This window comes from Roseateles sp. P5_B10, from assembly GCF_056400485.1.
Genome location: NZ_JBFULE010000942.1, coordinates 1 through 1863 on the forward strand (window position 1 = coordinate 1; position 1863 = coordinate 1863).

General features: G+C 69.6%; 2 protein-coding genes. One reads left to right on the forward strand and one right to left on the reverse strand.

The window, feature by feature from the left end; all coding sequences use genetic code 11:
- Positions 1–368, forward strand: a 368-nt coding sequence (locus tag AC1DU6_RS29530) for a glutathione S-transferase family protein (RefSeq protein WP_477861556.1), incomplete at its 5' end; no start/stop codon positions are given.
- On the opposite strand, the gene AC1DU6_RS29535 is transcribed toward AC1DU6_RS29530, so the two are convergent.
- The coding region (locus AC1DU6_RS29535) for an FAD-binding oxidoreductase (protein ID WP_477861558.1) at positions 329–1863 on the reverse strand (1535 nt) is incomplete at its 5' end. The genes AC1DU6_RS29530 and AC1DU6_RS29535 overlap by 40 nt on opposite strands.

Consider the following 1863-nt stretch of genomic DNA (forward strand, 5'->3'; position numbering starts at 1 on the left):
AGGCGACACTGACCTTCCCGCAGACCTTGGTGCTGCGCTACTCGCGGTTCGAGCCGGAGCCAAGGCGACAGCCCGCAGTGGCCGAGGACTACACGAAGTGGTTCCTTGCCCGGTTGCGTACGCTGGAGCCGCTGCTGGCTGAGCAGCCGTATCTGTGTGCCGGCCGGTTCACTGCCGCGGACGTCTCCGTCGGCTATGCCTTGATGTTGGCGCAGTATCTCGGGATTGCCGAACGCTTCACGCCGGCTGTGGCGGCGTATTGGCTGCGCCTGCAGCAGCGAGACGCCTACGTGCGCGCGATGCGGGCGCAGGCGGCGGCGGCTCAGGCTCAAGGGGTGTCGCTCGTGCCCGCGCCTGACACTCTTTGAAGTGAGCCTGCGTGATGCAGGCTGCTTGAGCTCCCCGGTGGAGTCGCCCCGGAACCCGTGGCTTGATCCAGTCGAACGTTGCCCAGCAGTCTGGCCGGGTCGAAGTGCCGGTGCAGCGCGGCCGCCCAGTCCAGCGTGGCTGCGTCGGTGTAGCGGTGGTAGAAGGCCGAGTTGCTGGGGCCCACGCCGTGCTCGGCGCTGTAGCTGCCGCCGAACTCGCGCACGGTGAGGTCGTAAATGGCCTCGCGCAGCGCTGCGATGCGGCCCTCGGCCGTGTCCCAAGGCACCACGAAGTTCAGGTGCATGCCGCCATCGCCCARGTGGCCGAAGTCGCAGACCTGCGCGTCGGGCAGGTGCTCGGCGATCACGGCCAGGGCCTGCTCGCGCAGGGGCGCAAAGCGTGAGCGCGTGACCGAGAGGTCAAAGGCCAGCATGCGTCCGAGGTGCTGCACGGCTTCGCTCAGGCCGTGACGCAGTCGCCAGAGCTTTTCGGGCTTGTCCACCACGGCGTCGAGCAGTTCGGCACCCGACTCCATCTGGCGCTCCAGCCAGGACAGCAGCAGGGCATTGAGATCGAGGCCCTGGTCRACGCCCAGCGTCGAGGTCAGCTCCACGAGCACGGCATAGACCGGCAGTTCGGCAAACGGCGCGGTCGCGCCCGGCAGGTGCCGCACCACGGCCGCCAATGCCGGGCCGGAGATGCCCTCGAAGGCCGTGACGAAGTCGCCCAGTTCGGCCTCCAAGTCGGCCAGCAATTGCACGCCCACGGCTGCGGACGGCAAGGCCAGCAGCGCGGTGGCGGTTTGCCGGGGCAGGGCGTGCAGCTTGACCACGGCATGGGTGACGAGGCCGAAGGCGCCGAAGCTGCCGCACAGCAGTTGGCTCCAGTCCAGGCCTGTGTTGTTCTTGCGCAGGCCGTGAAGCTGGCCCACCGCTTGACCCGGCGGGTGCAGCAGCACGCCTTGCAGGCCCAGCAAGTTCTCGCGCACGCCGCCATAGCGGATCAGGCGTGCGCCGCCAGTGTTGGTGGCGATCATGCCGCCCAAGGTCGGGTCAGCGCCAAGGTCGATGGGAAAGCACAGCCCCTGCTTGGCGGCGGTACGGTTCAGGTCCGAGAGCCGGTGGCCGGCCGACACGACGGCGCTGCGGCTCAAGGGGTCGATTTCCAGTCGGTCACGCAGGGACTGAGTGGAGAGCACCCACTGGCGGCCATCGCGGCTGGGCGTGGCGCCGGCCACGAGGCCGGTGGCGGCGCCCTGCACCACGAAGGGCTCGCCCGAGCGCACCAGCTCGGCGACCGTCCATGAGATCGCCGCCAGGCTGCTGGGCCGGATCACGCCGCGCGTCAGGCCCGCGCCGTGGCGGGCAGACTGCAGGTAGGGAGCCAGGTCTTGCCCATCCAGCAGGACGGCCCGCTCGCCAAGTTCGGCGCGCATGCGCTCAGCCAGTCCGGTCATGCGGCGCGCGCCAACTGGCGCAAGCAGTTGGCCAGCGA